Origin of the sequence: Amycolatopsis sp. NPDC051071, from assembly GCF_040682875.1 — a bacterium.
In the GTDB taxonomy this organism is placed as follows: domain Bacteria; phylum Actinomycetota; class Actinomycetes; order Mycobacteriales; family Pseudonocardiaceae; genus Amycolatopsis.
Window position 1 is genome coordinate 1 of sequence record NZ_JBFBBY010000054.1, and the last position, 24,367, is coordinate 24,367.

Here is a 24,367-nt window from a genome sequence, read left to right on the forward strand (position 1 = left end):
GACCACCGGGTGAACTACAAGGCGTACAACCTGGACCAGGTCCTCGACGGCGACCTCGACAACGTGCTGGACGCGCTCATCACCGCGGACCGCGAAGAGCGTCTCTCCGCCCACGCGGGCTGATACCTGAGTCGATCAGAGCCACGACCTCGGTGTCGGTCCGTTGTCGAAGCGGCCTTCATCGAGCAGCCTTTGAAATTGCTCCTCCAGGTAGCTCGACCTGTACGTGCCGTCCAGGAGTCCGACTGCCTCGGCTTCAGCCTTGCCGATTAGGCGAATGGGGCCGTCGGAGTTGCCCGCTCCGCCGTAATCACCGAACCGACCTCCCCAGGCTGTCACCGCCTGCCAGTAGATGTCTGGTGGGTCGGGAAACAATGCGAGCAGGGCTGGATGGTTTCCGACGATTGGCCAGGTCCCGTCCCTGATCAATCTGGTGCCCGTGTGTACCGGCATATGACGCACCCGGTGCTTGCCCACATCGCCGATCCGCTGTAGAGAGAACACCCCCTCCAGCAACCCGACAGCGAGGCCCGTCGTGTCCTCGCCGAGGACAACAGCCAGATGGTGTCCCCCGGTCACCGCTGGAATCGCCACGACGTCGCCTGTCTTCGCCCGAAAAGTCTTCTTGGCGGCCGGTGGTACCAGAGCTTGTACATCTTCGGCGGCGATGTCGGCGAAAATGCGTTCTCCGGCCTGTAGGACTTCAAGCAAGTGAGTCGCGAGATCCTCGGCCGACAGCTTCCGTTCCCGGTTTGCGCTGATCCTCTCCACGAGGAGGTTCAGGAACTCGGCGGCTTCGTTGAAAGTGTTGTCGTTAAGAGAGGCCACTTGGTCCGAAGGTTCGGCCTTGTACCACCGGTTCCCCCTCTTCTTCGCCTTGAGCAGAAGAGGGAAGGGAACATCGGAAAGGGCGTCCTCATCGGACTGGAACGAGAGGCTGACTATTTCGAGGAACTCGCCGAGCGTCGGGTCCTTGCCGATCTCCTCGGTGAAGGCCTGAAACACGTGGTCCAGCGATTCCAAAGAGGCTTGCAGTTCTTCTGACAACGACTGCGGGTTCATGGACAGCTCCCGCCTCGCAGCTGCTTGAGCCGTGCCTCGTAGCCGTTGTACTCCGGCATGCTGGACGGCGCAAGGGGGCGCTGCCGGTTGCCGCGATAGGTCTTCTTGTCGCGGCCGATGTAGGTTTCGTGCTCTTCGCTAAGCCGATGTTCTAGCAAGCGTGCCTCACCATACGTTCGATTTTCTGGGAGTCGTTCATAGTGGTCGATATCCGGGTCGAATCGGTCCCTGTTCTGGGAATGACGATACTTCACCTTCGCGTCGGTCTGATCCCCGCCGTACATACCCGAGTAGTAGCCATCCCTGTTGAGGTAGTCGAAGCGATCTGCCTTCTTGGCCGCGGCGAGGGTGAGGACGGCTGTGTCACCCGCGGCCACGTAGAAGCCGTTACTGTCTGTGGGGGACAGGTGGTAGATCTGCGTGACCTGCGTGTACGAGCGGATATCGATGACCTTCGCGGGCTTACCGTCGCGAGTGCGCAGGTTCTCCCCGGGCTGGATGTCCTGGGCAGGTGCTGCCCCATGCCGGTCGGCGACCCAGAACGGCTGGTCGGCGCTTGCGTCAACAGAGCCTCGCTTGCCAGCGTCGTCGATGGTCAGCCTCACCATTTGTGTGAGGCTCTTACCGCCGATCACGGAGGTGAGCGGACGGGTGGTGACACGGCCCGTCGCGGGGTCGACCGATGCGACCTAATCACCGGCTACGACGTCCTTGGTCGTCTTGCGACTGTCGTCCGACATCACCACGGACGTGGTGGCCGCGAGCCCTGCTGGTCTCAGCGGTAGCTTGCACTGCCGCATCGCCTCATGGATGGCGTTGCGGCCTGCCATGACCTCGTCTTTGGCCTCAGCGGATCGTTTGAGGAACTTGCCGACCTTGCCGGCGATCTTGGCGATCGCGGTGACCAGCTTGCCGCCCTTGGTCAGCAGTCCTATCGGGTTGGCGAAGCGGAGGGCGTTGACAATCGTCCAGATGCAGGCCTCGACGTCGCCCTGGGTGAAGCATTTGACGGCGTCGTTGTAGCCGATCATCTCTAGGATGATTTCGGCGCCTTCTTGCTTCAGGAAGTCGAGCAACGACATGTTGGTGTCGGCGACGTTTAATCGACAGGACGGTGACGGTCGACGACGTCGACGGCCGCCCCGCCACTCTCTCCTACTCCGGCATCGCGTTGGCCGCGAGTCGTTGATGGTATGGGCGGGTGACGGTTCGGGCCTGTGCTGCGATTGGACGTCACCACGATGTCGTAGAGGGGTCGCGCACATGGCCCCCGCGCCGACAACGGCAACGGCGGTACCGAGCTCGGCAAGTTTTACGGCGCGAACCGTCTCCTCCACCGCGACGCGTTTACCGTCAACATCGTGCCCTGGCCTGAACGAACTGGTGGGGCGGCAACCACCACGATGCCGCCCCACCACCTACACGCCACGATCACAGCCATGTCCCACGACCACCCGCCCACCCTGCTCGCCACCCACCGGTTGACCATCACCCCCGACTACCGGCTGGTCTTCCTCAACGACCAGGACAACGACGCAGGACCAGGAGCCTCCGGTGTCCTCGCCGACGCAGCCCGGAACGTCGCGGCCTCCGACGGCTACACCCTTGTCATTACCGTCGCGCAAGACCTTCTCCCCGTCGGGGTCACCACCACCATCTGGGACAGCGACCCCCATACGGCACCCGGCGCTGCCCGGCTACGTCTGGAATGCCCCAGCGGGCAACTCGCGCTCGGCTCCCCCACCGGCGGCGGCATCGACCTCTACCTCGAACCCGGCACCTACGCCGTCACCGTCAAGCACCACGGCCGCGACACCGCCGCCGCACGCCATCAGGAAATACTCCACGAGTACACGTCATCCGACGACCTCGAAGCCCTCATCACCACCACCCCGCTGACCGAGCGATACACGATCACGATGTGGCGCACCGGCGACATCGGCGACACCGACGACGAAGACGACGACTAGGCAGCGGCGATCCAAAGCGGATTTTCTGTCGGTGCCGCTCGGTAGGCTGACCGCCGTGTTCGACACCAACCTCGAAGTCTGCGGCGTCTGCGGCGTGACGAAACAACACCACGGCGAAACCTGCGATCCCGCCGCTATTCAGCGCATCACGGAATTCGAGGAGCACCTCGACCGCGAACTCGACGCGCTGCTCGCGCCCACCAGCCCGGCCTGACCGCCTGGATAACCGGGAACCCTGCCCCGCCGCGGGAGCACGCCGTAGACCGGGACACCACAGGCCATGATCGAGTGACGCTGACGATGCTCTCACCTGCCGCCGATACCGGACGTTCGGTCGTCGCACCGAATCCAGGGCGTCCTTGATTTAGTACAGTTCGCCGAGGATCGCGAGTTCGAGCTCAGCTTGCGCGTCGTCGTCGGTACAGGAACGGTGGGTAGCGCTCGCTCCCACGGCACAGAATCCGTCGCCAGGACCCCCAGTACCGTTCGAGCAGCTCCTCGCCTGTGCGATATCGGTACAGCCACAGGGCTCGGTCAGGAGCGCGTCCGGTGGTCGCAGGGAGATTAAGCGTCGGTCAGACGCTGGGCGCCAGCAGGTGGTGAGCACCTGGATCGTCGTGACGGAAAATTCGGGTGCCGGAGCCCGCGAACCTGAGACAGGATCGCATCCATGCACGAGTGGCCCGCCCTGAACCCCGGCAATATCCCCACCCCAGAACTGGTCGCCGCGTGGACAGCGCTGAGCATGGCACCCACCGAACGGATTCCCCTCTGGGCGGCACACTGGCTCAGCGACGGCTACGACGGGCACGCCCTGCGGACACTCGCCGGACTGAGTGGCACCGATTCCGGTGATGTGCACGACCTCCTGCGCGACGCACTCGCCGACTGCCGCACCTGCATCCCGGACTCCGCTACAGCCGCGGCGCACACCGCGTTCACCCACCTCGCTCGCCTGCACACCGACGGCCCCGTCAGTGAGGAATGGATCGTCGGCAAGGTCGACCACATCCTCGCCCAAACCGGATACCGCGGCAGCATCATCGACCTTCCACTCGGCCAGCTCTACTACCTCGTCGACGAATGGGACGCAGGCTGGGGCCGAACCATCCCGCAACTCCGAGCAGAAGTCCGCCACGCGTGCGCCGCCCAACTCACCGCACACCCGCCCACCATCACGAACCGGTCCACAGTAGACGAAGCCATACCCGCCAGCCAGCACACCGCGCGGCGTGACGTGCCCTGAAACCAGGCCATCGCGCGCAGCAGTACGCTGATCTCCCACCCACACGATCGACAAAGGTACAGCAGGACAATGCCTGAGAGGTGCCGCGTGGATGTTCTCCACAGCTGACGCCGTTCCCGAACCTGCCGGACGCTCTGACGAGCTCGGTCCGCCTGCCGAGGCGCCCTGCCGGTCGTGCCCGTATCGGCGCGATGTGCCCTCCGGTGTCTGGGACATCAGCGAATACGAGAAACTCGCCCGCTACGACCGGGACACCGGCGAGCAGCCCACCGGCCTGTTCCAATACCACCTCACCGACAAGGACAGCCGCCCCGCCAAACACCGTGCCCCGGAGTACTCAGGTACCGGTCTCGCCGGATCTGCGCCGGCTGGGCGGGCTGGGCGGGCTGCCACGACGGTGACAACCTCCTCAGCGGCCGGGGTGCTCAGTGGCGGAATCGGCTTCCTGGGAGGCGGTAACCCGTTCTTTGTCCCCGTCGGTGTCGGTGGGTCTGTGTCAACCATCAGATGCCTTCAGAACGACTATAATATCACCCTCAACCAAGCCATAAAAAATGGCTCTCGTAGATAGCAAACGGAAGAGCGCTGTGGAAAAGGACACCACCCCAACGTGCCGACAGCTTGCTTTCTGGACAGTTCCAGGAATAGCCTGAACCATTATCGGCGCCTTCGGGGCCGGTCCTGGAAATGGCTTGGCTTTCGTCGCAGTGGGAATCATCTGCGTGCTGGGAGTTGCGTTCTACGCGCTTCGACGCCGCCGGCGCGAGCAACGTAGCAAGGGCGGAAACTAGCCAACATTTCGCTAGCTGCTTCGGCGGTAAAGCCGTCGGAGGTGCGGGCAGGTGACGCCTCTATGCTTCGGCGTCACCTGCCCGGTGGGCTACCCCGTGGCCGTCAACCCGACGTCGCGACGGCGCCCTTACGGGCTCCGCCGGCCCACTGGGCTGCCCCCACCTGCTCTTCTGACCATCACGATCGCCGCCCTCGTCGGTCGTGACCGGCCTGCTCTCCCGCTCCCGGCTCTTGAGCGTGTCCCACCCTCGCTTGATCAGCCTGGCCGTTCCTCCGATGAACACGATGAGCGCCGCCAAGACGGTGGCTACAATGAGCGATACCGGGAAGTCGCCGATAGCGAAGGGCAGAGTCATCGCAAAGCAAGTGGCCCAGATGATCGCAAGTACCCCGACGGTTTCCGCGACTTGCTTAAACAAGCGGCCAATCACCTGAAGAACCTCCAGTTCCCCCGAGTTCTGAGGAGAGCCCAGCTCACCTTGGCATGGTGCCCGTGCCTGCGAAACTTTCTGCCGTAACGAAAGATTCGGACCGTGGAGCTGATCCCAGAATAGCCTAGCTGTCCCAGGACTCCAGCACATGCGCCACCGGCCGCACCGGATGCCATCCAGCCGAAAATCTTACGCGGTGTCACCCGTGAAAGGGGTTCGGCTCGCGGTGTAAATGTCCGAACCCACGAGCACGACTGAGTTGGGTTTCGTCGCCGCGTGAAGAGGGCTTTCGCGTGAGAGAGTGGATGGTCGGTGCCCTGCGTCCCGACGGGGAGACGCCCGGGCGACCAGCCCCGCACCGGACGCCTATCGGATGCCGTCGCATCGTGATCATACTGTCAGGCAAGGTATCGTGGGCATACAGTCCTTTATGGACTCTTCCGGTCGCGGTCGAGTTTCGGCCGCTACGTGAAGCGGATCGTGACCAAGGTTTTGTCGTCATGGCGTTTCGCGCGGGGCAGGGTCCGTGCGTCGGGATCGGCGTCGCGTTCCCAGCTGTGGCACCGGGTCAGGATGTCGTGCAGAGCGGTGTCGGTCATGGCGCTGATAGTGGCCCAGTCAGTGATTCCTAGCTGTGCCATGAGTTTGTAGGCGCCGTCGGTGGCCAGGACCGCCCACGGGATCTGGTCGATGTGGACGGTGGCGCGGAGGGCGTGGCGGGCGGCGGCCGGGTCGGCTTCCGCGATCCAGTAACCGCGGGGATCATTGCGGCGAGCTGCTTGCCGTCGCTGGAGCGCGGCCAGCAGCTCGCGGTGAGTGGCGTCGAACCCGGTTCCGCCGACGAGTCGCTGCCGGTACTGGTGGCGTTCGGGGAGGTCGAGGTTGCCGAGGCGGGGATCGGTGATCATCCGGCCCGGCGCGACCGTGAGGTTGTCGCCGAGCATGAGCATGTCGACCTGGTCGCCGCGCCGGCGCAGGATCGTCACCGTGCTGGACGGGGACGCGCTCGCGACCAGCCCGAGCCGGGCGGCGGTGTCGGTGATCGCAGCGGCGAGCGCGTCAGTGAGGTCGGCCTCGGGATCGCGGTCGAGATGATCCCGCAGGTGTCGGCCGAGGATGTCGGCGTAGGTGGCGGGGCTGACCGGGAGGGGCGCGTGGGCGCTGGCGCCGTCGAGCACGATCACGGCGGTCCGGGTGGTGAAGACCTTGTCGTCGCTGGCGTCGCAGGGTGGGAGCTGGGCGGCAGCGACGTTGATCGGTGTCACCATGTGAAGGGCCCGGCCACCATGTCGGTGCCGGTGACGCGCATGTCCTCGTAGTTACAGCTGATGATCGCGGAGAACTGGGTCTCGCCGACTTTCTTGAACAGCGCCGCGATGTTGTCGGCGAGGTGCTGGGCGGCGCCGAGGGAGCCGATGCTGTGGATTCCGGCGATGTGGACGACGACTCGGCCGTCGATCACGTGCCGTGCGAGGTAGGCGATGTCGCTGTCGCGTGGGTCGGCCTGGTCGGAGGGCGAGCCCTAGCGGGCGCTGCCGGCGGTCGGCTCGATCCACCAGCGTCCTCCGTCTTCGAGCATGGTCAGCGCGGGATCGCGGTGGAGCAGGCGCGCGGCGACCGGCGCGGATTTCGGCCCGCACACCAGGATCGTGTCACCGTCGGGCAGTTCGCTGTGGCCGGGATCGATCCGCGTCGGGTCACAGCTCCCGAAGCTGCCGACGACGGTGATCGAACACATCCTCAGCAAGGCGTCCGTATCACCGAGCAGGGAGAAAAGGGGCGGACGCTGCTCGCGCTCATGGCGACCGGGTCGCGCACTGACTCGTTGTTCGCCGAAGCCGTCGAGTACCTGCGGGAGGAGCCCGACGACGAGACGAGAGCCCTCGGGTTGGGCGAAGCCGTCCGGTACGCGCCGCACGACAAAGCCGAAGCACTGATCGCGGAGTCGCTGGCGGCGATGGAAAACGTGCGGTCGGTCGCGTTGATCGGCGATGTCCAGTTCGACCTGCCCGCGGACCTCAACAAGCGGGACATGGTGCTGGCGGTGTTGCTGGCCGGGGCGCCCACGGCCCTGCGACCCGCGCTCGTTGCGGAACTGCTCGCGTCGCCTCGCAGCGAGGGCTACGAGGGCGTCGGGCCCGCGCTGGTCCTGGCCCAGCACGCCCCCTCGTTGCGGCAGGAGATGGTCCATGACGCAGTCGAGTTGGCGCGGGGGTTGCTCGACCCCCGGCTACGGGCCTCGGCGATGGTGCAGGTGTACGACTTCCTAGCGAAGGACGGCTAGCCCCGCCCGGGTATAGAGTCACCTGGCACCGTGTAGCGAGCCAGCTTAGTGCTTGCACTGCGACCGGCGTGACGTCACAGCACGATGTCCGCTCTTCGGCATGACAAGACGTTGGCAGGATGCGGACAGCAGCGCCGGAACCGCGTGCCAGAGGGCTAGCCTGCGCTCGTGGAGCGACAGGGGCAGCAGCAGTGGTTTCCGGAATTCCCGTCCCAGCCCGGTTACCCGGCGCCTTCGCCGAAACGGCGTCGCACGGGGATGATCGCCGGGATCACCGTCGGCGTGCTGGTGGTGATCGCCGCTCTGGTGGCCGGGCTGCTGGTGTTCCTGAACAGCACGGACGACAGCGCTGCCTCATCCTGGCCTATCAGCGAGGGCAGTACCTCCCGAACCCCGTCGGCGCCCGGCTGGAAGACGCTGGAGCTCGGGCTGGGCGTGTTCGTCGAGGTGCCACCCACCTGGCAGCCGGTCGATGGAACCTACATCCCGGACGTTCGAACCCGAGGCGCGCGCTACAAACCGGGCTACTGCGCAGCGAATCCGAAAGCCATCCTCGGCCAGCTGTACCTCGACCGGGCGCGTACCACCGATCCGATGGCGGCCGCGGCGGACGCGTTGATGTATCGGGGATCGCGGGCTTTCCGCAGCGGCGGTCAGGTGTCTTCCGGCCCTGTCGGACGCCGCCCGGACGGCGGGGCGCAGGTGCAGGGCACGGTCACCCCGCACGGCAGGGACGACTGCGACCCGCCGTCGACCACCTACCGGGTGGTCGCCTTGCCCACCGCGCAGGGGACGCTTCTGGTCGTGGTGTGGGGTGACCTGCAGATGCCGGACTCGCCTGCCGAAGATGACCTCACCAGGATCGCGGACAGCGCGCGCCTCGGGTGACCGGGCTCCGCCTTTCCCTTCAAGAGAACGACTCAAAACGCTCACGCACATCCCGATGGCCGTCCACAAAGGACACGAGGCAGGGAACCCTCCAACGTGCGCTTCGCGGCATGAGCGGACGATGCCGTCAGTCGTCATCGCCCATGACGTCCAGGAGTAGGCCTTCCCGTGATCGCGGCGACGGTGAATATGCGACGGAAGTGCCGCTCGCCGAGCTCCACCACCCATGAGCCGGGTTTCAGCCGTTCAAGCACGTCGGTGCGCCGCCAGCCGGGCCCATCGGGGGTCTCGTCGACCGATCCGGTGCGGCGAACGTAATCATGGAGGAGGTACCAGCCCTTTGGCGACGAGCCGAACCACACGTCGAAGTACCTGACCTCGGCGGTCTCTCGGCCGCGGATCTCCCGTTCCAGATCGTCGCGGCCGACCGGCAGCACAATCCTGTCCTGCGGTTCCTTCCCCGGCACCCACGCACCCTCTTGCAGGTAGATCTCCCAATCGCTGTCGCCGTTTGAGGGGCAGCGAATCAGTGCGTGGGCGCGGTCGAGGTCCGCGACGTCGTCCAGCTTCTCGAATTCCGCGAAGTAGTAGTGGCCAGTCACCGGTTCGGCTCGCCGACGTGCCGCCAGCAGACTGACCATGCCCGCCAGACTGTCCCGTTCGGAGGGCGTCAGCGGCAACGCGTAGGTGTGTTCCGGCAGTAGCTCGTCGACCACATAGGCGGAGCGCAGGTCGACGATGTCGGCCTCGTGCCGGAACACTGCGAAGCCGCCGCCTTCGAACCCGTCCTGCCGCTCGTGCTTCGCAGGCCCGCGATCATCGGTGAGTCGCCTGAGCCTCTCCAGCTCCGCGACGCTCACCTCGCGGTAGTCGTCGTAGGAGTACCGGTCGAGGGTTTTCGCCAGGCCATGGCTTTGCGTCCACACACCGTGGCCGACGTACTTCTGCTCGTCGTCTGAGCCGATGCTGCGGTAGAGGCCTTCGGCGTTCCCGACATCGGACATACCGCGACCGCCTTCGAACAACGCGAAGTAGTGGTAGTCGGCCAGATAGCGCTCGAACACGCGATCACCCCCTCAATGATCACCTGATTTTAGCGGGCACCGGCGCCCGGGACACCGACAGCGCTTGAGCACCCCGTGGCCTGACCGGATGGTCATCTTCGCATCGGCGCCGGGAAGCGCGCTCGCACGGGAACGCGGTCACTAGGGAAGGCCCTGCAGCGAGTGGTCGCCACTCGCACTAGGCTTTAGCCGGCTGGATCGTCTTCGCGCCAATAGCCCGGGAAATCTTCCGGGGCACATCTTCTGATCTTGACCTGATACGCGTCATAGTACATGAGGTATGCGTCATGGTAGGTGAAGCTACGGAGGTGATCGCGTTCGGCAGCGGGTAGTGATTCCACCGGTTCGCCACCGTGCATGATCATGGGAGACACCCGGAATGGCCGCCCATGATTGTCTACGGTAAGCGCATATCGATGGCCGTCGACGTCGTACTTAACGCGCAGCTTGAAGGCGTGCGACGATCGTGTCGAATTCAGCATGACCGGAACGGACACCTGTTGCCCGGCCTGCACGCAGATACTGCGCTTCTCGAAGTAACTTCCAAAATCCGTGCCTTCTTTTACTAGGCGGGCACGCGGGTACGCGGCGTCAAGGTCGAACGTTATCGGGTGCTCGTTCCAGCCTCCGCTCTCAATCCAAAAGACGACACCGTCGATAATTTGACCGTCGACTTTCTCACTGACGCTGATGTCACGAATTACCACCTCGTTCCGAGTTTTATTGTGACACGCCAACACGACAGCTGCGGGACAGTCGAACGACGTGAGGACGTAAGCACCCAAAGCAAGCTGCTCGCCGAAAAGCGCATCCATTCCTTCCTGATCGCGGGGCAGGATCGACCTTGTGGCCAGGCGGGCGGCGGCTGAGGCATCGTGTCTGGAGAAGGCATGGAACCATCCGCTGTTCATGGCGTGGATCGAGTCGACTCGAACATCGAGCGCGTGGGCTGCCGCGGCTTCTTGCGGTAGCAGCGCGATCATGGACCGCACCGCTGCGTCGATATCGGTCAGCGTCACAGTGCGCGCTGCTAGATCTTCGTCGTTGCGAAGCTGTTCAGGAGTGCGTCCACTGTCCAGGATAGACGTAAGAATGATGGGAAGACTGCGGGAGGGGGTCGTTTTGTGGCGCCGTGATGCTTCGACGAACAGGTCCCGAACGACAAGCCAAACCTTGTCCGGATCTGCATCAGGGCGTCCGAGCTGGTCGAGGACGGGCCTAACGAATTCGCTTGGAGCAAGCTTGTCGACGACATCGCGAGAGTGCCGTCCGCAGTCGATGTCCAGAACGGACAAAAATTCGCAAACCTCGGCGAAGCATTTCTTTTCTTCCTCAGGAAGCGCTTCGGATCCGGCGCCGGGGTCTCCCCAGTGTGGAGGCAGACCTCGCCCGTGTCTGCGCAACGATTTTATGAACTGGAGAATGGTTTTATCTGTTGCGGCAGGTGCGCCTGTGTCGCCGAGATCTCGGAGTTCGGAGATGGCACTTTGCAGTAGTCGTGGTTCACCGGCGGCCAACGCAGAGTTTGTGACCAGCCGTGCGCGCACTTTCTTTCCGAGGGCGGCCCACTGGGCGAAGAGATGGGCCAAACCGCCATCAGCGACGAGCTCGTTGATGGACCTCCAAGGTCCGACTTCGGGATCGCGATGCTTGGCTGAAACCAACTCGGCATGCTGACCGCTAATCACGACCCAATCCTCGTGACGCTCGCAAAGCACAGATCGTTCCAAGCCAGCCTGAATTGCACCTTCCGATGTCAGGCTGTCCCGATAAGCAGCCAGTCCGTCAGCTGCGGCCATGCATGCCTGCCAGTGGAACCGGTCGAACGTGCGAGCACCCGAGTCGTCAGGGGGGTCGACCTTGGCCACGGCCTCGACAGCTGAGTCCATCCGCTCTGCTCACCTCGCTGGACTGGCCTGGCACTGCCAGACGACGTATGGCTGACTGTCGGGTCCCTGCGCCGTCCAGTGTAGGCAACGGCCCTGACGCAAGGCCGGACCAGTATCGGCAGATTCTCCGGTCGACAAGCACCAGATCCGTCGCACCACCACCGAACTGTCCAGGATCAACCACGAGACGGTCTTCCTTGATGTCCGCTTCTCAGCAGTAGCGGACGTTCACGCGACCGAGTTGGGCCAAATATCTGGACAGGGAGATCGGATTACTACGAGGCGGGGCGTACTAGAAGGTGGTCGCTGAGTTCGACCGTTGCCAGGTACCACCAGAAGATCCAGTCTAGGAAGGCTGGGTCGTAGTCGCGTTGCTGCTTCAGGTCTTGGTGACGTAGGGCGAAGTTGTTGGCGATCTCGAAGAGTGCGCCCTCGTCCTTCTTGATGAGGTTGTCTTTCAGGAGTTGGCGGCGTTCCTCGATGATCCCAGCCAGTACGAGGATGGCGGACCGCTTGTCGTGCTCGGTTGATCCGCGCGCACGGTACAAGGCGATGCCGTGACGGACTCGGTCGGATGTCCGACCGGGCGGTTGGTTCGCGAGACGCGTGACAAGATCGGCCCGGGCGTCGTCGGTGACGGCAATGAGCCGTCCGATGTCCTCGCCGTCGTCGGCCAGCCTCAGGCCCAGGTCGCTACGGTCGAGAAGCTGGTTGACCCGCCACCTGTAGAGCACTCTGCCCGGTTCAATCGCGAACTGCGAGTAGTGTCAGCCACAGCCGCCGTAGCTGTGAAACGAGCGAGACCGCGGCCGCGCGACCAGGTCGTGGAGCGCCTCTATCACGTCGTATAGGGCATCATCGAGCGCTAAGAGTTGTGCGGTGTGCAGCGGCCAACGCAGGTTCGGGATACCCAGCATCTGCTGCAGGACATCGCCTCCATCGACGTCGACCCCGTCGTGGTCGTCGACGCAGATGTCGGGGAACGCCTTGCCGAGGTAGCCGTTCACCCTGAATGAGTCGACTATCCGTACGAACTCACGCGCGACCGCTGACATATTGAGACGGCTCGGTACAGTCGCGCGCCGCCGCTGCGACCAGTACGGCGTGCGTACAGATGCCTCTCGCAGCTGGCCCGCATTTTCCACGAGCCGCGACAGGAACCTTCTCGGACCACGTAGTGCATCGGATAGCGGGTCGCTGCCCCAGAAGTTACTGGAGGAACCGTTCGCACTCATGGCGTCGATCGCGGAAGTGCCGGCGAAGGCCTCGGTAAGCAACCATTCGCACTGCTGGGTGAAGTCCTGCCCGGCGCGCGCGATCAGTGCCTCGCCTTCGCGGACGAACAGCTCCCGCGGCCACACCAGTTCGAAATCCGCCTCGCCATATCCGTCATCGGCCAGAGCGGACCCCTGACCCGAATCCTCCTGCATCCTGCGCTTGGCCTCAGCTCCTACGGTGTGCAGCCCTACTGCCCTCAGCGCTGCGAGCCTTGCTGGGAACCACCGTTGTGTCCAGGAGATACCACCGAGAGGAACGGGTAGGTCCGGGTCGAAACGCTGGTAGTTCCGGAGCTCGGGGTCGACGGCATCCATCACGATCTGTACCGCTGGCTCCAGCCGACACAGCTCATCCTCTAGCTCGCTGATCTGCCGCTCGAAGTCCTCAGCTTCGGGCCGGTCACTACCGATTGTGTGGATCGTGCGGTAGATCTCGTCCATCTGCTCGATCTTGGCCACGAACGCCTGAAGCTGATCAACTGCCCACTGCTGGTCGACCACTGAGCCATCTCCGATCCTCGAACGGCCGATTCTAAGACGAGAGTTCGATCCAAAGCAGGCGACATACTGCGAGTCGGCGGCGAAGCTGACCTCGCGGGCCGTAGATAGTCAGCGAGCTTACGTAGCTGTTCTGTAAGCTCAGCCGTCCGACGATGGGGTTGATGGTCTGCGTAACGGTTAGACATGACTGCGATGACGAACGCTGTATCGCTTCCCTTACCCAGCCTGGTGTTGCCAGTCTGACTGCAGCCTTTCAGCGGTATTCAAGCTATGAGCGGTTACGTCGCTCGCCAACTCGTTAGTCACTGCCGAGCCGAAGATGTCCGCCGGTGACGGGGCCTGGCAGCTGCGTGATCTCGGTGCGGGCCAAGCTGGGTGTCAGTTCGAGAGCGTTCGCGATCGCGGCCGCGAGAGTGCGGCCGTGATCGGTGAGTCCGGCCATCGGGTTCGGCGGGCGGGTGCGGTGCACGAGTTGCTGGCCGAGTTCGCGTTCGAGGCGGCGGATGTCGCTGGCGAAGGCTTTCGGATCGATTCCTAGCGCGGCGGCGGTGGCGCGCATTGTCGGGTGGTCGCGGAGGTGAATGAAGGCGACCAGGCGTTTCCATGGGCGTGTGCCGGTCAGGACCGGGCGCAGTTCGGGTGAGATCGCCGTGGCCGGGTAGAGGGTGCTGCGGTGCCCGTGTGGGCCCGGCCGCCGGTCATCACCGAAGACATGCTGCACACCGTGCTGCGCCGCCGCGCGAACGGCGAGTCCGTCGAGGACATCCGCAGCGACCTGATCATCCCCACCGGCAAACGCAAAGGACAGAATCCCGGCCTGGCCAGCATTTATCGGGCGCTCGCCGAACACGAGAAGGCGCAGGCATACCCCGACGCCGTTGACCAGGCCCACGCTGAATTCGCCGCCGCAACTCCCGCGCCCAGCCGACAGGCAATGACTCGATGAAGGACCTGATCAGCTCCAGCACTCGCGGACAATTTCGCGACCTCATGACCGACAGCACCGTGGGCGCCATCGGCTCCGCGTTCCGCGACGAAGGGTTCGCCCCCAACCCCGACACCCAGTACAGCGACTCCAGCGTCCGGCGCACTGCCACCCAGGAATACCTGGACTCGGTCGCCTGGTCCGACCCTGGCCACGTCGCACGGGCATGCCGGGTGTTCGAACGGCTGCTGACCGACTGGCCGGACGGGCCCTACCTGCAGCGCTTCTACAGCGCGCTACGCCGAGACGGCTGCACACTCGCCCCTGACGGGCTGATCACCCCTCCGACCAGCCACAGCTCACAGCGCTCATTGAAGTCTATGGCCTCCCTGACTGATCCGTCCGCGATCCAGGAGCAGCTCGACCGGATCCAGCGCGCCATCATCGACGATCCCGCCCAGGCCATCGGCAGCGCGAAGGAGCTGATCGAGAGCACCGCCAAGGTCGTGCTCGTCGAGCGCGGCCGCCCCGTCAATGAGAAAGACGACCTTCCCGCGCTGGCCAGGGCAGCCCAAGACGCGCTCGGGTTGCACCCGTCGTCTGCAACGCGCGGCCCCGACGGCAGCGACGCGGTCAAGAAGATCCTGGGCGCGGTCACCACCATCGCCGCCGGCTTCGGCGAATTACGCAACCGCGGCTACGGAACCGGGCACGGCCCGGCGGCCGCGCGGACCGGGCTCCACCTCCGCCACGCGCACCTCGCGGTCAACGCCGCGGTGACCTGGTGCCAACTACTGCTCGACACGCTCGCCGACCCCGAAGCGCCCTGGCACAAGAACCCATGACCTGCGAGTTTTGGGCTTAACGCCAACGGCTGTACCGCTGCTACTCAACCCCGTCGTACGCGGGTTCGCGTGGATCGGTGCCGCCGACGGACGCCATCAGCGAATAGAGCATGAATCCGTCCGCATGGGTGTCGTAGGCGTCGTAGCTTCCGTATTGGCCCGTCTCCGGCGTGCCGTGGCTTTCGAAGAATTCCGCATTCAGGCCGAAGTGGAAAAGTGCCGGTACCGCGGCCCGGTGCAGCGTTTCGGGGAGCTCCTCGCCGTCCGCCGGAGGCGTGCGATAACCGACGGAGACCCTACATGATTGCCTGTGACCGCCGCAGGCAGTCAGAGGTCCGGTCGTGCACAGATGAGAACCGATCTGATCAGAGCCAGGACCTCGGCGCCGGACCGTTGTCGAAGCGCCCTTCGTTGAGTTGTTTCTGAAAGTACTCTTCCATATAGGTCGCTCGATAGGTTCCATCCAGGAGCCCGACAGCCTCCGCTTCGGCCTTATCAAGGAGACGAAATGGTCCTTCGAGAGGCCCCGCACCGCCGTACTCACCGAACCGATGGCCCGAGTCCGTCACTGCTTTCCAATAAACTTCGGGTGGATCAGGGAACAGTTCGAGGAGTGCCGAAGAGTTTCCGACAATCGGCCAAGTAGCGTTCCTGATTAACCTGTGGCCAGTGTAGATCGGAATGTGCCGAGCGCGATGGCGGACGACGTCGCCGACCCGCGGCCGAGAGAAGACGCCTGCCAGTAGCCCGATGGCAAGGCCCATGGTGTCAGCGCCGAGTACGACCGCCAAGTGATACCCTCGCGGCTCTGCGGGGATCGCGATGACGTCGCCTACCTTCGGCTGTACCACCTTCGTCGCAGGCAAGGACAACGCCTGGATATTCCCGACCGCGATATCGGCGAAGAAACAGCTACTGGCCTTAAGCACCTCGAGGACGCGGCTCGCGAGGCTTTCTGTCGACATCGGCTGGGCGCTACCTGCGCTACTCCGGTCGATGAGAAGTGTCAGGAACGCGCCTGCCTCGCTGAAGGTGTTGTCGTTAAGCGAAGCGACCCTGTCAGAAGGCTCAGTTTTGTACCATCTGTTGCCCTTCTTCTTCGCCTTGATCAGAAGCGGAAAGGGAGCACTAGCAAGAGCGTCCTCTCCCGGCTGAACCGACAGACTCAGAACCTCGAGGAACTCTCCGAGCGTCGGTTTTCCATCGATCTCCTCGGCGAACGCCTCGAAGACATGGTCCAGTGAGTCCAGAGCGTCTCGCAGATCGCTCGCTGCTAGCGGCGGGTTCACGGGCAGCTCCCACCCCGCAGCTGCTTGAGCCGCGCCTCGTAGCCTTCATACTCCGGCATGCTGCGCTCCGCGAGGGGGTTCTGCCGATTGCCGCGGAAGTCCCCCTCCCTGCGGCCGATGTAGGCCTTGTTCTCCTGGGTGAGTCGATGCTCCAGCAAACGGGCCTCCCCGTAGGTCCGGCTGTCCGGAATGGGATCCAAGTAGTCGCCATCGTCCTTGTTGAACCGGTTCCCGTTCCTTGAGTGCCGGTACTCCACGGATTCGACGGTCTCGCCGCCACCGAACATACCCGAGTAGTAAATGTTGTCGTCTTTGTCCTTAGCCCTAAAGCGCACGCTAGAACTCGTTTCCCGAACAGGACCTCAGGCAACTTGGCCTTGCTGGTGGCGATCCGGAGGCGGACATCGGCGCGCGCGCGACGATGTCCGCTGCCCAGCGGACGTGCCGCTCGGGGTGCGCTTCAGGGGGTCGCTTGGCCGGAACCGTAGCGATAGCGGGCATGCTGGCGATGACGTGGTGTGAGGTGGTTCAGCGAGATGAAGTCGGCCCTGAAGCGGCAGTGGCGCCACCGTGGCGGGACATGGTGGTGGGCGATCGTCGTCATCGTCCTCCCGGTCGCGCTGATCGCGGCGCTCGCCATGACCGTGCTGCTGATGGCCGTCGATGTCGGCGGTGACGCGAAGATCCGGATTGAGCTGATCAAGATTGGGCTTACCGTCGGCGCCGGCACCGGCGGTGTGGTCGCCCTGGTACTCACCGGGCGACGGCAGTGGTCTACCGAGCACGACGCCACCGAACGACGCCTCACCGAGCTGTATGTGAAAGCTGTCGAGCAGCTCGGCTCCGACAAGGCCCCGGTACGGCACGGCGCGCTCTACGCCCTCGAACGCGTCGCCCAAGACAACCCCGACCACCGCCAGACCGTGGTCGACGTGCTCTCCGCCTACCTACGAACCCCTTTTCGCCTGCCCGGGCAACCACGGCCCCGCCGCCAAGCCGGGATCCACCGCCCCCGGTCCACTCTGGTCGCTCCGAAGATCGAATCCCCGAACCGCCCCCGAACCGGGCGGGTTCGGGGGTGCGCCAGCCGTCAGGCCGGCGCCTCCGCATTTCGCACGCGCCTACTCGCCGGAGGAGACTGTCCGCGCGGGCGGGGGTCCGTGCGCTGGACCGCATCCCGCACGACTCCCCCGCCGACAGGAATCGCGTGCTGGAGAGCATCACCGAGTTTCTGCGCCACCGGACCCTCGCGACCGGTTCAGCGAATCAGGACGACGTCGCCGCGGCACTGGCCCTCCTGCGCGACCGCGGGACCGCGAAAAAGCGCGCCGTCGCGGACAACCCGTTGGACCTGCGGAAGATCCGGGTCGGCGAAGCCAATCTGCGAGGTCTGGTGTTGACCGAGGCCGACCTCAATGGCTCCGAACTGACCGGCGCGCGCCCGTCCGCCGCGAATCTGACCTCGGCCGACCTGCGAGGCGCCATCACGACCGGAACCCACTTCGCCGACGCGATCCTTGACGACGCCGACCTCCGCGGCAACGATCTCACCGGTAGCGATCTTCCCGGCAGCCGAGGACTCACCGAAGAACAGTTGGCCGCCGCCGTCATCACCCCAGCAGCATGAACCGCCGCCCGACCATCGCGGTCGCCGTCCACGACGGCTGGTTCGGCTGCGGCACAGGGGCCGGCCACGCGAACTTCGGTTTCCTCGAAACGCTGGTGAGTCTCGCTCCCTCCGGCGTCCGGCTTGTTGTCCTGCCGGTGATACTCGCCCCTTCCAGCGCCGAGTATCACCCCGGATGGCACGACCGGGCCACGGCCTTGGCCAAGGCGGCGCGGATCGACGTCCTCCCAGTGGACAATGGCACCGGCGGCCTCGATCGATGGGGACGGCTGGAGAACTTCCGGCACGTGTCCGCACACACCGCGACCAGGATCGCCCGCGAGGTCCTGCCCCGGTCCGGGCCGCTGCTCATCGTCGCCTTCGACGTCCCGTTCCTCGGGCTGCCCGCTCTCCTTCCCGATGCGGCACGCGCGAGGACCGTGCTGGTACCTCGTTCCAGCGGGCACGTTCACACACCCCACGACCAGGCCCGGCTGCGCTGGGAACTCCGGTCACTCCATGCCGGGATCGCCGACGGCACGAGAATCGGCACCATCTCACCGTTCATGGCCAGACACCTGCGCACCGACTACGCGATCCCGCGTGCCGTCATGGTCCCGCTCCCGGATGGGCTCACTCATTCCGAGTGGTCGAATACGAGAACCGGCGATCACGACGAAGTTCACAGCCTGCCCGATGAATTCCTGTTCGCCATGGGTCGTGCGGAACCGTACAAAGGCTTCGACGATCTCCTCGACGCCATCGCGATCCTGAAGAACGCAGGTGCGGCCCTGCCGCCACTGGTCCTCGCCGCGACCAGCGAACTCTCCCGGCCCAGTTCCTATCAAAAGCACCTTGCCCGCCGCCTCCGGGCTCTCGGGCACCCGTACACCTTTCTGACCAGGTTCACGCCCGCTGTCACCGCCCTGCTCAAGCACCCAGGACTCAGAGGCGTCGTCGTTCCCTCGCGGGTGGAACCGTTCGGACGGATCCCCATGGAGGCGTTCGCCGCGGGCGCGGCTCCCGTGATCACCACCACAGCGGGTGGCCTCGCAGACCAGGTAGTGGAAGGCCGGACGGGGTTCTCCTGCACGCCGGGCTCACCCCACCAGCTGGCCCGGGCGCTCATGCGCGCACTCGCCACAAGTCCCGTCTACCTGCGCCGACAGGCCTACCGGCACGCGCTGCGCGCTTTCGACCACACCGACGCGGTGCGCCTGTTCCTGTCCTCGACCGCGCCCTGGCTTCGCCTGCCGGACCACGATGATCGGCTACGGTGGCTGAGCACCACCGCACCGCTCGTTCCTGCAGGGAGTCCAGTGTTCACCGTGCCGCCGGTCAAAGTGCCGATCAGCCTCCAGGCACGGCACTGGAACACCGTCCGACCCGAACGAGTCGTCCTCGTCGTGGCTCACCACGTCACGTCCCTGCTCAGACTGCTGGACGTGCTGCCCGTCTTCGACTCCGACGCTCGCGTTCAGGTGGTGTTCAGCTGGAACGGTTCCGACCCCTTCCGGCACGGGACGGATCGGCTCCTCCAGCACCTCGGCGTCGTCGTCATTCCCTGGCAGCAGGCCATTGACACCGAATTCGATCTCATCCTCGCGGCCAATCACGGCGGGCTCACCGAATTGACCGGACCCATTGTCGTCATGCCGCACGGAGCCGGATACAATAAGAATTCTCCCGGAAACCGGAAACCGGAAACCGGAAACCGGAAACCGGAAACCGGAAACCGTTCAGTCTTCGGTCTTTCGCCCGAATGGCTGCTCTACGACGGCGAGCCGATCGCAGCGTCACTGGTGCTGTCGCATGAGGAACAACTCACCCGGCTTGCCGAGATCACCCCTGCGGCGTCCGGTACCGCGGTCGTCGCCGGGGATCCGTGTTTCGACCGGATTCTGCGCAGCGAGCACCTCCGTGCCCGCTACCGGACCAAGCTCGGCGTAACGGCCGGTCAGAAGCTCGTCACGATCTCGAGCACGTGGTTCACACGATCGCTCATGGGCACATGGCCCTCCCTGTTCAGGGAAGTACTCGCCTGCCTGCCGAGCGACGAATACCGAGTCGCCGCCGTCATCCATCCGAACATCTGGCACGGCCACGGTCCGTGGCAGGTACACACGTGGCTGGCCGACTGCGTCCGCGCTGGTCTGCTGCTCGTCCCACCGGAGGAGGGCTGGCAGGCCGCGTTGATCGCCTCGGACCTCGTCTTGGGTGATCACGGCGCGACGACCTGCTATGCGGCGGGCCTGCTACGCCCAGTTCTGTTGGCGGCTTTCCCCGACGAAGACGTCGCGATCGGATCGGCGGCCGAGTTGCTGGGCACGGTGGCGCCGCGGTTGCACCGGCACGCGTCCCTGCGCGCTCAGATAGAGGAAGCCCTCAGCCAGGACGTCGAGGGGCATCGTGCCGTTCGCGAAGCCCTGACCTCCTGCCCAGGGCAGGCGGCCTCCCGGTTGCGTGCCCTGTTCTACCGGCATCTCGGACTCTCAGAACCGGGCAGTGCCGCGTTGGTGCCGATCGTCCCCGTCGACGCACTCGTCTCGGCGGCGCAGCCGACGCCTGCCGCGGATCACGTCAGATGCTCGACCGACGATGCCGGTATCGCGAATCTCGTTCGCTATCCCGCCGAAGTGACTTCACCTCGGTCACCACGCGACAACACGACCCTGGTGGTGCACGAAGACCACCCTCAACGCGATCTGCTCGACAACGCCGAAGTGATCATCATCGGGCGCGGCGACACTCGAGCCGGAACCGAAGCCCTGCTGGACGACGCGCTCCAGCGACATCCGGGCGCGACTCTGGCCGTAGCCACCGGTGACCTGCTTGTCGTGCGAGTGCGAGACGAGGACTTGACCGTTCTCGCCGTCGCGGATCCAGTCGTCGCCGGAGCCTTCATTCACGAGTGGCTGCTCACCGGAAAGCCAGTAGCCGACCTGCCGTCGGCGTGGCATGTGTTGGCCGGTGCTACCCGCTTCGACGTCCGGACGGTGTCAGAGTGACCCCGTCTTCCTGTCGTTCAGAATCTTCTTCAGCTCCTCGGCGCGCCGGCGCAGGGCGTCGTCCTGCCGTCCTGTCTGTGCGAGCAGATCTGCCAGGACCGTGCTGCTGTGGGCCTCCCAAAACGGCATTCCCAGCTCGTCGAGCCGCCTGATCGCGTCACGCAGAGTATGTTCGGCCTCCTCATGATGTTCCGGCCCCGCGAGGACAAGGGAGCGTCCGAGGTTCGCGAGAGCCTTCGCCTGGTTGTGTTGTTCCTTGCCATCGCTGAAGTACTCCAGAGCGATGCGGCCTCGGGACACCGCGTCTTCCGTCCGGCCCGCCTCGGCCAGCATGGGGCCGCCGTTGAGATCGAGCAAGGCACGTTCCCGCGCTCGGTCGTTCTCGGGAAACGCCGGATCGTCCACTAACACACGTGCCTGGTCGATCGCGTCGACGGCGGCCTCGATCTCGCCCCGACGCTTGTGGACGAACGATTTCCACTGCAGCACCTTCTCGCGCGTGAACAACGCTTCACCGGACTCCGGCAGCTCATCGGCGAGAGCGGACGCGGCCTCGAAGTGCTCCATCGCGGCTTCGTCGTCCTCCACACCGAAGTACGCGGTTCCCAGTTCGGCGCGCATCCGCAGCACCGGCCGGGCATCCCCCGTCCTCGACCGGACCACGCTCGCGGCGGCGAGACCGAGTGTGTGGACGGCGATCGCGTCGCCATGAAGGTCGCGCTGGAAGTAGAAGGTCGCGAGTGCCTCGCTCAACTGCCAGGTCAAGGCGTGGAGTTCCTGGTCCGCGGCCGCTCGGACCACCCGCCTCAGATTCGCGCGCTCGGCTTCGAGGTCACCGACCGCCTTCCCCCATGCCTCGCCACCTGCGTACGCCGGTGCGACCCTGCCGTCGAACCGGTCACCGAACCTGGGACGGTCACTGATCGCGAGGTGGCGCGCCGCGACGAACTCCAGATACCACTCGACGACCCGCTCGACCGAGGCGTCGGCGTCATCAGGATGTTCGAAGTGCTCCGCCAGGCCGGCCGCGTGCTCTCGGACGAGACTGTGGACCTCATAGCGGTCGTGCCGAACCCGGGTGAGCAGGTTCGCCACGATCAAGCTCTCCAGCTCGACGTCACTCTTCGCGCCGAGCAACGCGTGGGCGGCGTCCTCGCAGAACCGTTCCCCCGGATGCAGGCTCAGCAACCGGTACGCCCTCTGGGCTTCCACAGGGAGATCCTGGTAGGAGACTTCGAAAACGGCCTCGACCACCGGACGTCCGTCCTCGGTCAGCTTCTTGAGGACCGATCGCGCGGCGCTGAGCTGACTCACATAGTCGGGCAGCCGCCCCGCGTGCCGGCTACCGAGCTGGGCTCCGGCGATGCTCAATGCCAGAGGCAGACGCCCGCACAACTCGACCAGTGCTTCCAGCGCTTCCAGATCGACCGGTGCCGGATCGGCCGCCAGGTCCACCGAGAGCAACTCGACCGAGCTCGGCACTGAGAACGGCGGCACCTCGACCACGGTGAACCTCTGCCGCGAGAATCCCTCGGACCGTTTGCGACTGGTCGCGATCACCGTGCTTCGGGAAGAGGACGGCAGGAGGTTCACGAGCTGCGCCGCCGACTCGACATCGTCGAGCACCACCAAGAGCCCGAGATCCGCGGTAATGGTCTGGAACTGCGCACGCAGCCCTTGCGAACTCGGCGACGGCTTCTCCACACCCAGCTGGCTGAGGAACAGGAACAGCACGTCGTCGACCGTCACCGACTCCGACGAGCTCCCCAGATCAGCCGACAACCAGCCGTCCGGGAACAAATCCTTGACCAGATGTGCGCACCTGGTAGCCAGCGTCGTCTTGCCGACCCCGGGCAACCCGGTCAGCACCACGACGCCGACCTGACGAGAAGCAAGCGAGGACGTGATGTCCCGCTCGATCAGCTCGAGCTCGCTCTCCCGGTTCACGAACAAACGAGGATCGGGCGCCAGCGCCCTCGGCACCGGCCTCGCGCCCACTGTCACGAATACCCCCTCGCGTAGACCACGGCCACCCTACCGAGGGCAGCAGGAACGTGCGTGCCCAAACGCACCAGGTCGCCGCCTTTACCCTATGGCGCACGCCGAGTTCGGAAAATGGACCGCTATGGACGGACAACCGGCTGAACGCGGCACAAGACCAGGCCAGATCGGCGAAAGGCACCTTTTGTTCGCGTTCTGTAGCGTCATCCCCAGCCTGTCGTCGAGGACTTCCCACGTCGCGCCGGACATCGACGCGTAGCCCAACAAACCCCGCAGTAGACGTCGAAGGCGCCGATCACACTGCGCAGGTGCGCCTGGGCGCGGCGGGGATCTCCGAGCGGCAGCGGATCAACAGCTGGACAGCGAACATCGGTTCGTCCGTGGCGAACTTGTTCGGTACCGGCGCAACCACTCGCCCGGGAGGTCTCCGGTCTCCGCGCGCCGTCGGCACGAACTCACTGACGATCTCGCTCACGGCCTCGGCGAGCGCTCCCACCACCGTCCTTTCCTGCTTGGCTGTCTGACGAGCGAGGTAGCGGATCCTTGCCGGAGTCAGCGGAATCAGGTCGAGGCAGCCTGCGAGGGCTGCGGTTCTGGTGGACCGTTTGGCGGTGTAACGCTGGACCGAATACCGTCGACTTCACTTGTACATGACGCCCGTCACACACAAAGTGATCCACTGGAGACAGCCTGACTTGCGGATGACAGCGCCGCGCCTCTGCTACTGAGGGCTCCGCGTCCCCAAGCTGGGCGGAAACGGAAAGCTAATGTCACGTAGGCACTTCGCCGCGAAAGTCGCGGCGATCCCCGTTGCTGTGGCGTTGCTGTTGGGTATGACGACCGGAGTGGCCTCCGCAGCCATCATCGGGGGCAGCGTCAGCGGGCAGGCCGACAGCGACGGTTCTCTTGTCAGCGTCAGTCTCAGCAATGTCCTTCAGTGCAATGCGGTTATCGGATCCCTACAGTGCACGGGCAACAACTTCCTCACCGGTGGCAGCTTTGCGGGCGGGCTTGTATCGGGAGGAGGTTCACTCAATCACATCGTGTCAGGATTGTTGCGGCCAGCGGGTTAGTCAGGCGGCCTGCGTGGGGCAGCGTCGGTGGCGCGGGTGCGGATCTTGATCAGTTCGTTCAGGCCCTTACTGAAGCAGAAGGTGACCCTTCGGCAGGCCCACGATGACGGCGTTGGTGCCCGGGGCCGGTTCGGCGTCCAAGGCCGCCGCCAGCGTCGTGCTGGTGAGCAGATCGATCTCGCCCACGGCCTCGATGATCACCTGGCCGCCGTCCTT

The 24,367-nt window shown here is 64.9% G+C and carries 27 protein-coding genes and 1 pseudogene; 12 read left to right on the forward strand and 16 right to left on the reverse strand.

Annotated elements, in window-relative coordinates; all coding sequences use genetic code 11:
- Positions 1–123 (forward strand): annotated as a pseudogene (locus tag AB0M65_RS19005) (peptide chain release factor 1); the annotation flags it as partial.
- A gap of 12 nt (positions 124–135) precedes the next feature.
- On the opposite strand, the gene AB0M65_RS19010 reads toward AB0M65_RS19005, so the two are convergent.
- The 3 genes from AB0M65_RS19010 to AB0M65_RS19020 form a co-directional block, all read right to left on the reverse strand.
- Positions 136–1,062, reverse strand: a complete 927-nt coding sequence (locus tag AB0M65_RS19010; RefSeq protein ID WP_364028918.1) for a hypothetical protein — start codon at positions 1,060–1,062, stop codon at positions 136–138.
- Positions 1,059–1,670 (reverse strand): hypothetical protein, encoded by a 612-nt coding sequence (locus tag AB0M65_RS19015; RefSeq protein ID WP_364028920.1) that lies wholly within the window; start codon positions 1,668–1,670, stop codon positions 1,059–1,061. The genes AB0M65_RS19010 and AB0M65_RS19015 overlap by 4 nt, the downstream gene beginning before the upstream one ends.
- 81 nt (positions 1,671–1,751) lie before the next feature.
- Positions 1,752–2,144 (reverse strand): hypothetical protein, encoded by a 393-nt coding sequence (locus AB0M65_RS19020; RefSeq protein ID WP_364028922.1) that lies wholly within the window; start codon positions 2,142–2,144, stop codon positions 1,752–1,754.
- A gap of 357 nt (positions 2,145–2,501) precedes the next feature.
- Between AB0M65_RS19020 and AB0M65_RS19025 the strand changes: the two genes are divergently transcribed.
- The 4 genes from AB0M65_RS19025 to AB0M65_RS19040 all read left to right on the forward strand — a co-directional run bounded on the left by AB0M65_RS19025 (position 2,502) and on the right by AB0M65_RS19040 (position 4,849).
- Positions 2,502–3,032, forward strand: coding sequence for a hypothetical protein (locus AB0M65_RS19025; RefSeq protein WP_364028924.1), 531 nt, complete (start codon positions 2,502–2,504; stop codon positions 3,030–3,032).
- 55 nt (positions 3,033–3,087) lie between these two features.
- Positions 3,088–3,246, forward strand: coding sequence for a hypothetical protein (locus tag AB0M65_RS19030; protein ID WP_364028926.1), 159 nt, complete (start codon positions 3,088–3,090; stop codon positions 3,244–3,246).
- Between the two features lie 456 nt (positions 3,247–3,702).
- Entirely contained in the window at positions 3,703–4,278 is a 576-nt protein-coding gene (locus AB0M65_RS19035) for a hypothetical protein (protein WP_364028928.1), read from the forward strand.
- A gap of 91 nt (positions 4,279–4,369) precedes the next feature.
- On the forward strand, positions 4,370–4,849 hold the full coding sequence (locus tag AB0M65_RS19040; RefSeq protein ID WP_364028930.1) for a DUF6283 family protein: 480 nt from the start codon (positions 4,370–4,372) through the stop codon (positions 4,847–4,849).
- A 1,116-nt stretch (positions 4,850–5,965) separates the two neighbouring features.
- Here the strand turns inward: AB0M65_RS19040 and AB0M65_RS19045 are convergent.
- The 3 genes from AB0M65_RS19045 to AB0M65_RS19055 are packed head-to-tail and all read right to left on the reverse strand — an operon-like array spanning position 5,966 to position 7,239.
- The gene (locus tag AB0M65_RS19045) at positions 5,966–6,769 is read right to left on the reverse strand and encodes a hypothetical protein (RefSeq protein ID WP_364028932.1); all 804 of its coding nucleotides are present in this window, start codon (positions 6,767–6,769) and stop codon (positions 5,966–5,968) included.
- Positions 6,763–6,963 carry a hypothetical protein gene (locus AB0M65_RS19050; protein WP_364028934.1) on the reverse strand — a complete coding sequence of 67 codons (201 nt, stop codon included), beginning with the start codon at positions 6,961–6,963 and terminating at the stop codon, positions 6,763–6,765. The genes AB0M65_RS19045 and AB0M65_RS19050 overlap by 7 nt, the downstream gene beginning before the upstream one ends.
- Positions 6,964–7,023: 60 nt before the next feature.
- A complete protein-coding gene (locus tag AB0M65_RS19055) occupies positions 7,024–7,239 on the reverse strand; it encodes a hypothetical protein (protein ID WP_364028936.1) in 216 nt (71 codons plus the stop codon).
- A 60-nt stretch (positions 7,240–7,299) separates the two neighbouring features.
- Here AB0M65_RS19055 and AB0M65_RS19060 point away from each other — a divergent pair, with 60 nt between their 5' ends.
- Together AB0M65_RS19060 and AB0M65_RS19065 are read left to right on the forward strand one after the other, a co-directional pair.
- Positions 7,300–7,785 (forward strand): hypothetical protein, encoded by a 486-nt coding sequence (locus AB0M65_RS19060; RefSeq protein ID WP_364028938.1) that lies wholly within the window; start codon positions 7,300–7,302, stop codon positions 7,783–7,785.
- Between the two features lie 168 nt (positions 7,786–7,953).
- Entirely contained in the window at positions 7,954–8,673 is a 720-nt protein-coding gene (locus AB0M65_RS19065) for a hypothetical protein (RefSeq protein ID WP_364028940.1), read from the forward strand.
- A gap of 134 nt (positions 8,674–8,807) precedes the next feature.
- Here the strand turns inward: AB0M65_RS19065 and AB0M65_RS19070 are convergent, their stop codons facing one another.
- From AB0M65_RS19070 to AB0M65_RS19090, 5 genes are all read right to left on the reverse strand, one after another.
- Positions 8,808–9,737, reverse strand: a complete 930-nt coding sequence (locus AB0M65_RS19070; protein WP_364028942.1) for a hypothetical protein — start codon at positions 9,735–9,737, stop codon at positions 8,808–8,810.
- Positions 9,738–9,922: 185 nt separating this feature from the next.
- A complete protein-coding gene (locus AB0M65_RS19075; protein WP_364028944.1) occupies positions 9,923–11,536 on the reverse strand; it encodes a hypothetical protein in 1,614 nt (537 codons plus the stop codon).
- A 365-nt stretch (positions 11,537–11,901) separates the two neighbouring features.
- A complete protein-coding gene (locus AB0M65_RS19080; RefSeq protein ID WP_364028946.1) occupies positions 11,902–12,360 on the reverse strand; it encodes a hypothetical protein in 459 nt (152 codons plus the stop codon).
- A gap of 33 nt (positions 12,361–12,393) precedes the next feature.
- Positions 12,394–13,404 (reverse strand): hypothetical protein, encoded by a 1,011-nt coding sequence (locus AB0M65_RS19085; protein ID WP_364028948.1) that lies wholly within the window; start codon positions 13,402–13,404, stop codon positions 12,394–12,396.
- A gap of 298 nt (positions 13,405–13,702) precedes the next feature.
- Positions 13,703–14,125 carry a LysR family transcriptional regulator gene (locus AB0M65_RS19090; RefSeq protein WP_364028950.1) on the reverse strand — a complete coding sequence of 141 codons (423 nt, stop codon included), beginning with the start codon at positions 14,123–14,125 and terminating at the stop codon, positions 13,703–13,705.
- Here AB0M65_RS19090 and AB0M65_RS19095 point away from each other — a divergent pair.
- Both AB0M65_RS19095 and AB0M65_RS19100 read left to right on the forward strand, forming a co-directional pair.
- The gene (locus AB0M65_RS19095) at positions 14,078–14,350 is read left to right on the forward strand and encodes a hypothetical protein (protein WP_364029012.1); all 273 of its coding nucleotides are present in this window, start codon (positions 14,078–14,080) and stop codon (positions 14,348–14,350) included. The genes AB0M65_RS19090 and AB0M65_RS19095 overlap by 48 nt on opposite strands.
- Before the next feature lie 44 nt (positions 14,351–14,394).
- Entirely contained in the window at positions 14,395–15,174 is a 780-nt protein-coding gene (locus tag AB0M65_RS19100) for an abortive infection family protein (RefSeq protein ID WP_364028952.1), read from the forward strand.
- 365 nt (positions 15,175–15,539) lie between these two features.
- Here AB0M65_RS19100 and AB0M65_RS19105 read toward each other — a convergent pair whose 3' ends face one another.
- Genes AB0M65_RS19105 through AB0M65_RS19115 form a run of 3 tightly spaced genes read right to left on the reverse strand, consistent with a single transcriptional unit; the run spans position 15,540 to position 17,362 of the window.
- A complete protein-coding gene (locus tag AB0M65_RS19105; protein ID WP_364028954.1) occupies positions 15,540–16,463 on the reverse strand; it encodes a hypothetical protein in 924 nt (307 codons plus the stop codon).
- Entirely contained in the window at positions 16,460–16,798 is a 339-nt protein-coding gene (locus tag AB0M65_RS19110; RefSeq protein WP_364028955.1) for a hypothetical protein, read from the reverse strand. Before AB0M65_RS19110 ends, AB0M65_RS19105 begins: the two co-directional genes overlap by 4 nt.
- Before the next feature lie 27 nt (positions 16,799–16,825).
- On the reverse strand, positions 16,826–17,362 hold the full coding sequence (locus AB0M65_RS19115) for a hypothetical protein (RefSeq protein WP_364028957.1): 537 nt from the start codon (positions 17,360–17,362) through the stop codon (positions 16,826–16,828).
- A gap of 308 nt (positions 17,363–17,670) precedes the next feature.
- Here AB0M65_RS19115 and AB0M65_RS19120 point away from each other — a divergent pair, with 308 nt between their 5' ends.
- Both AB0M65_RS19120 and AB0M65_RS19125 read left to right on the forward strand, forming a co-directional pair.
- Complete coding sequence (locus AB0M65_RS19120; protein ID WP_364028959.1) at positions 17,671–18,090, forward strand: pentapeptide repeat-containing protein; 420 nt, start codon at positions 17,671–17,673, stop codon at positions 18,088–18,090.
- Positions 18,087–21,077, forward strand: coding sequence for a glycosyltransferase family 4 protein (locus AB0M65_RS19125; RefSeq protein ID WP_364028961.1), 2,991 nt, complete (start codon positions 18,087–18,089; stop codon positions 21,075–21,077). Before AB0M65_RS19120 ends, AB0M65_RS19125 begins: the two co-directional genes overlap by 4 nt.
- Here AB0M65_RS19125 and AB0M65_RS19130 read toward each other — a convergent pair.
- Positions 21,069–23,081, reverse strand: a complete 2,013-nt coding sequence (locus AB0M65_RS19130) for an NB-ARC domain-containing protein (RefSeq protein WP_364028963.1) — start codon at positions 23,079–23,081, stop codon at positions 21,069–21,071. The two genes, AB0M65_RS19125 and AB0M65_RS19130, sit on opposite strands and share 9 nt — an antisense overlap.
- Positions 23,082–23,386: 305 nt before the next feature.
- Between AB0M65_RS19130 and AB0M65_RS19135 the strand changes: the two genes are divergently transcribed.
- On the forward strand, positions 23,387–23,602 hold the full coding sequence (locus AB0M65_RS19135) for a hypothetical protein (protein ID WP_364028964.1): 216 nt from the start codon (positions 23,387–23,389) through the stop codon (positions 23,600–23,602).
- Positions 23,603–24,217: 615 nt separating this feature from the next.
- Here the strand turns inward: AB0M65_RS19135 and AB0M65_RS19140 are convergent.
- Entirely contained in the window at positions 24,218–24,352 is a 135-nt protein-coding gene (locus AB0M65_RS19140) for a hypothetical protein (protein ID WP_364028966.1), read from the reverse strand.
- Between the last annotated feature and the right edge of the window lie 15 nt (positions 24,353–24,367).

Excerpts from the sequence above, each read along its gene's own strand:
- AB0M65_RS19075 (WP_364028944.1), bottom strand. The coding sequence starts at position 11,536 with ATGGCCGCAGCTGACGGACTGGCTGCTTATCGGGACAGCCTGACATCG.
- AB0M65_RS19060 (WP_364028938.1), top strand. The coding sequence starts at position 7,300 with ATGGCGACCGGGTCGCGCACTGACTCGTTGTTCGCCGAAGCCGTCGAG.
- AB0M65_RS19020 (WP_364028922.1), bottom strand. The coding sequence starts at position 2,144 with ATGTCGTTGCTCGACTTCCTGAAGCAAGAAGGCGCCGAAATCATCCTA.
- AB0M65_RS19125 (WP_364028961.1), top strand. The coding sequence starts at position 18,087 with ATGAACCGCCGCCCGACCATCGCGGTCGCCGTCCACGACGGCTGGTTC.
- AB0M65_RS19100 (WP_364028952.1), top strand. The coding sequence starts at position 14,395 with ATGACCGACAGCACCGTGGGCGCCATCGGCTCCGCGTTCCGCGACGAA.
- AB0M65_RS19025 (WP_364028924.1), top strand. The coding sequence starts at position 2,502 with ATGTCCCACGACCACCCGCCCACCCTGCTCGCCACCCACCGGTTGACC.
- AB0M65_RS19055 (WP_364028936.1), bottom strand. The coding sequence starts at position 7,239 with ATGTGTTCGATCACCGTCGTCGGCAGCTTCGGGAGCTGTGACCCGACG.
- AB0M65_RS19045 (WP_364028932.1), bottom strand. The coding sequence starts at position 6,769 with ATGGTGACACCGATCAACGTCGCTGCCGCCCAGCTCCCACCCTGCGAC.
- AB0M65_RS19010 (WP_364028918.1), bottom strand. The coding sequence starts at position 1,062 with ATGAACCCGCAGTCGTTGTCAGAAGAACTGCAAGCCTCTTTGGAATCG.
- AB0M65_RS19040 (WP_364028930.1), top strand. The coding sequence starts at position 4,370 with ATGTTCTCCACAGCTGACGCCGTTCCCGAACCTGCCGGACGCTCTGAC.
- AB0M65_RS19015 (WP_364028920.1), bottom strand. The coding sequence starts at position 1,670 with ATGGTGAGGCTGACCATCGACGACGCTGGCAAGCGAGGCTCTGTTGAC.
- AB0M65_RS19035 (WP_364028928.1), top strand. The coding sequence starts at position 3,703 with ATGCACGAGTGGCCCGCCCTGAACCCCGGCAATATCCCCACCCCAGAA.